Origin of the sequence: Microbacterium sp. 69-10, from assembly GCF_001897945.1 — a bacterium.
GTDB lineage: Bacteria > Actinomycetota > Actinomycetes > Actinomycetales > Microbacteriaceae > Microbacterium.
Window position 1 is genome coordinate 123,330 of the sequence record NZ_MKRT01000023.1, and the last position, 4,422, is coordinate 127,751.

Sequence of the window (4,422 nt, forward strand, 5' to 3'; positions counted from 1 at the left end):
GACGACCGCGAGGATCGTCGCGAACGCGACCGCCGAGATGAAGCCCATCAGCAGCGGACCGCCGAGCGCCTGTGCGAGCAGCGGTGCGGCGGAGTTCACGCCACCCGGAGCCTTGATGATGGCCTCCGGTCCCACCAGCGCGCCGGCACCGTAGCCGAGCACCAGGCTCAGCAGGTAGAAGCCGCCGATGAGCCAGATCGCCCACACCACGGACTTGCGCGCCTCCTTGGCCGTCGGCACCGTGTAGAACCGCATCAGCACGTGCGGCAGACCGGCGGTGCCGAGCACCAGCGCCATGCCGAGGGAGAGGAAGTCCAGGGGGTTCGCGCCGTACTTCAGGCCCGGGCCGAGGATCTTGTCTCCCTGCGGGGCGTTGGCCACCGCATCCTGGAGCAGGTTGTTCAGGCTGAACCCGTGCAGCGCGAGCACCCACACCGTCATGGCGAGGGCACCGGCGATCAGCAGGCCGGCCTTCACGATCTGCACCCAGGTGGTGCCCTTCATGCCGCCGATCAGCACGTAGATGATCATCAGCACGCCCACGATCGCGATCACGATCGACTGACCGACCTTGCTGTCGATGCCGAGCAGCAGCGACACCAGTCCGCCGGCGCCCGACATCTGCGCGAGCAGGTAGAAGAAGCAGACCGCGAGGGTCGTGATCGCGGCGGCCATGCGCACCGGCCGCTGCTTGAGGCGGAACGAGAGCACGTCCGCCATGGTGAACTTGCCGGTGTTCCGCATCATCTCGGCGACCAGCAGCAGCGCCACCAGCCAGGCCACCAGGAATCCGATGGAGTAGAGGAAGCCGTCGTAGCCGTTGACCGCGATGGCACCGCAGATGCCGAGGAAGGATGCTGCCGAGAGATAGTCGCCGGCGATCGCGAAGCCGTTCTGCGTTCCGCTGAACGAGCGTCCGGCCGCGTAGTAGTCGGCGGCGGTCTTGTTGTTTCGGCTCGCACGGATCACGATGAACAGCGTCACTGCGACGAACGCCGCGAAGATGGCGATGTTCAGGACGGGGTCGTTCTTCACGGCCTCCGCAGCCATGGGTGTCACGTTCATGCGCCGGCCTCCGCCTTCTCGAGCTCTTCGCGGATCTCCGTCGCCACGGGGTCGAGCTTCCGGTTGGCGAATGAGACGTACCACATGGTGATCACGAACGTGGTCACGAATTGGCCCAGTCCGAAGAGCAGGCCGACGGTGATGTCACCCCACACCCGCTGGCTCATGAAATCCACCGCGAACGCGGCGAGCAGCACATATGCGAAATACCAGAGCAGGAAGAACACCGCGAGAGGGAAGATGAATGACCGCTGCATCCTCTTCAGCCCTTGGAACCGCTGCGATTCCTCGACCGCGATGTAATCGATGCCCACGCCTGATTCTTCGTCGATCCGATCTGTCATGAGGCCTCCTTGCCACATGTCCGATGCCACGTGACGGCGTCACGTGGGTGGTATCGTCGACGCTACGAAAGGGGAGGACGCAGCGGTCACCCCCGAAAGTTGGTACTTGCTGAGAATGAGCGCGCAGATCGGATCCGCAGAGGAGCTCGTCGCCGACGGCGTACGCGAGCTCGCCCGGCGCACGCGCTTCCCGGTCGCTTTCGGCGGCCTGATCGAGGACGGCGAGGTCGCGGTCACGACGATCGTCGGCAATCGCACGCGCCACCTGGACGGATTGCAGGTGCGCCCGGAGCGCGGACTCGGCGGGCGCGCGATGATCGAGCTCCGTCCCCGCATGACGAACAACTACCGCGCCTCGCAGCAGATCACGCACGACTATGACGTGTTCGTGCTGGGCGAGGGGCTGCGCACGCTGCTCGCCCTTCCCATCATCGTCGAGGGGCGCCCGCGCGGAGTGCTGTACGCCGGCGCCTGGGAGGAGTCCGAGGTCGGAGGCGTGACGACCGCGCCGGCCATGAGCGTCGCTCAGCGCATCGCCACCGAACTGCGCATCCGGGACGAGGTCGACCGGCGGCTGCGCGAGTCCGCTCCCGCGCCTGCTCTGGCGACGCCGCAGCGCGAGGAGCTCAGGGAGAGCTTCGCGGAGCTCCGCAGCATCGCCGCCGGAATCACCGACGAGGCCCTGCGCGACCGCATCGCCGCCGTCGAACGCCGACTGATGGGATTCGTCGAGCCCGAGAATTCCACCACGACAGGGGCCATTCCCACGGTGCACCTCTCCCCGCGCGAATTGGACGTGCTGGCATGTGCCGCGGTGGGTTCCACGAATTCCGAGATCGCCGCGCAGCTCGGGTTGCGCGAAGGCACCGTCAAGGCGTACCTGGGCACGGCGATGTCGAAGCTGGATGCCTCCACCCGCCATTCCGCGGTGGCGCGCGCCCGCCGCGCGGGTCTTCTCCCCTGACATTTCCGAAATGAATTCGCCGGGATTTCCCGCGCGCATTCTTGCCAGGGCGGAATAACGCACCTATTGTTCTTCCCATGGCTCGAAGAATTGTGCATCAGCTCGTTGACGATATCGATGGCACGCTGCTGGAGGTCGGGGAGGGCGAGACCGTCCATTTCTCCCTGAACGGCGTGGCGTACGAGATCGACCTGACGAATTCCCACGCGGAGGAGCTGCGTGCGGCTCTCGACCCGTACATCAAGGCCGGGCGCCGTGCCTCGGCCGGAACCTCCCGTGCCGCCGCTCCGCGTCGCCGGGCGTCGCGAGACTCCGAGGTCGGTGAGATCCGCGAGTGGGCCAAGGCCCAAGGCCTGAAGGTGTCCGAGCGCGGTCGCATCGCCGCGGACGTCATGGACGCATACCGCGCGGCGCACTGACATCCGATCGCGGTGAAGGCCGATGCTCTTCGGAGCATCGGCCTTCATCCCGCCCGGCTAGACTTGTCACGCGCCTTCGTAGCTCAGTCGGATAGAGCAGCCCTCTCCTAAAGGGCAGGTCGCAGGTTCGAATCCTGTCGAGGGCACGACGACGAATGCGGCACCTACGCCGCGAGCGCGAGGTACGGCTCCCAGCGCGGGTCACCGCGCTCACCGCCGCGCACGGTCCAGGCCGTGCCGTGCGGCGGACGCGGCGTCATCCGCAGCTCCCAGCCCATCTCCTGCGGGGTGCGGTCGCTCTTGATGTTGTTGCACTTCAGGCAGCAGGCGACGAGGTTCTCCCAGCTGTCCGCCCCTCCGCGCGAGCGCGGCAGGATGTGGTCGATCGTCGACGCACTCCGCCCGCAGTAGCCGCAGCGGTGGTCGTCCCGGCGCAGCACGCCCCGCCGCGTGACGGGAACCCTCCTCGACGACGGCACGCGCACGTAGCGGGTGAGCAGGATCACGACCGGCCGATCGTACGCGTTGCGCCCCGCCCAGACGGGATCGCCCTCCACGTGCTCGATCACGCTGGCCTTGTCGTTCATCACGAGCACCATGGCTCTCTTGAACGAGACCACGGTGAGGGGTTCGTATCCGGCGTTCAGGACCAGTGTGCGCATCGTCGTCATCCTCTCGATCCGGCCGGGATGGCTTCCCGGCGCTCTCGACTCACACGACGCCGCGCGGACAGCAGGCGGTCGCAGGGATGAGAAAAGGCGCTGCCTTACAGACAGCGCCTTCCACGCTCGACGGTGTCGAGCCGTCCCTGCGGACGATGCCGAAGAACCAGACGACCGAGCGCATCCATGGTTCGGATGCTCGGTAACTGCTCCATCGGCTTCTCCCGTCCGTACGACGACGGGTACAGGCTAGCCCATCAGTCTGAACAGCGCGGGAACGGCGCTCAGACGGACGGCGACGTGTCGGATCAGCCCGCGTTCGCTCGCAGCCAGGAGATCGGCTCGACGAGCGAGCCGTTCACGTGCACCTCGAAGTGCAGGTGGGCGCCGTAGGAGCGACCGGTGTTCCCCACCTTGCCGATGAACTGTCCGGGCTGGACGGTCTGGCCCGCCGAGACAGCGCGCGTGCCGTTCGTCATGTGGCCGTAGAGCGTGGAGACGCGCTGACCGCCGACCACCGAGTCGATGACGATCGCGACGCCGTAGCCGAAGTAGCTCTCGGACGAGACGCGCACGACACCGCCCGCGGCGGCGAAGATCGGGCTGCCGGCCGGCGCGACCATGTCGGCGCCGTTGTGGCCGCTGCCGACTGTGCGGCTGACATAGTACGAGCCCTGCGCCAGGGGGTAGCGCACCTCACCGGAGCCGGCCGCGACCAGTCGCAGGTCGGCGTCGCTCAGCCGGCCGCCGGCACCTGCGGTGCGTGCAGCGGCCGCGGCGGCGGCGCGCTGCTTGGCGGCCTCCTCGGCCTTCTTCTTCGCGATCTCATCGGGCGTGGTCGCGGAGTAGGTGCCGCGATCGAGCGGGGCCGTGGTGGCCTCGGATGCCACGACGAGCGACTGCGCGTCGTCGGCGGCCATCTGCTGAAGGGGCGCGGCACCGGGCTTGGCGGACGTGCCGCCGGTCGC

The 4,422-nt window shown here is 67.6% G+C and carries 5 protein-coding genes, 1 tRNA gene and 1 pseudogene; 3 read left to right on the top strand and 4 right to left on the bottom strand.

What is annotated here, in order from left to right; genetic code table 11:
* Both BGN97_RS10800 and BGN97_RS10805 read right to left on the bottom strand, forming a co-directional pair.
* Window positions 1-1,065 (bottom strand): annotated as a pseudogene (locus tag BGN97_RS10800) (cation acetate symporter); the annotation flags it as partial.
* Window positions 1,062-1,409: a DUF485 domain-containing protein gene (locus BGN97_RS10805; RefSeq protein WP_292701174.1), complete on the bottom strand. Its 348-nt coding sequence runs from the start codon at window positions 1,407-1,409 to the stop codon at window positions 1,062-1,064. The gene BGN97_RS10805 and the pseudogene BGN97_RS10800, both read right to left, overlap by 4 nt.
* A gap of 115 nt (window positions 1,410-1,524) precedes the next feature.
* On the opposite strand from BGN97_RS10805, the gene BGN97_RS10810 reads away from it, so the two are divergent.
* The 3 genes from BGN97_RS10810 to BGN97_RS10820 all read left to right on the top strand — a co-directional run bounded on the left by BGN97_RS10810 (window position 1,525) and on the right by BGN97_RS10820 (window position 2,938).
* On the top strand, window positions 1,525-2,373 hold the full coding sequence (locus BGN97_RS10810) for a LuxR C-terminal-related transcriptional regulator (protein WP_292701176.1): 849 nt from the start codon (window positions 1,525-1,527) through the stop codon (window positions 2,371-2,373).
* A gap of 77 nt (window positions 2,374-2,450) precedes the next feature.
* Entirely contained in the window at window positions 2,451-2,792 is a 342-nt protein-coding gene (locus tag BGN97_RS10815) for an Lsr2 family protein (protein ID WP_292701178.1), read from the top strand.
* A gap of 72 nt (window positions 2,793-2,864) precedes the next feature.
* Window positions 2,865-2,938, top strand: a tRNA-Arg gene (locus BGN97_RS10820).
* Between the two features lie 18 nt (window positions 2,939-2,956).
* On the opposite strand, the gene BGN97_RS10825 is transcribed toward BGN97_RS10820, so the two are convergent.
* Both BGN97_RS10825 and BGN97_RS10830 read right to left on the bottom strand, forming a co-directional pair.
* A complete protein-coding gene (locus tag BGN97_RS10825) occupies window positions 2,957-3,454 on the bottom strand; it encodes an HNH endonuclease (protein WP_285636480.1) in 498 nt (165 codons plus the stop codon).
* 308 nt (window positions 3,455-3,762) lie between these two features.
* A partial coding sequence (locus BGN97_RS10830) for a M23 family metallopeptidase (protein ID WP_292701181.1) occupies window positions 3,763-4,422 on the bottom strand: 660 nt, incomplete at its 5' end.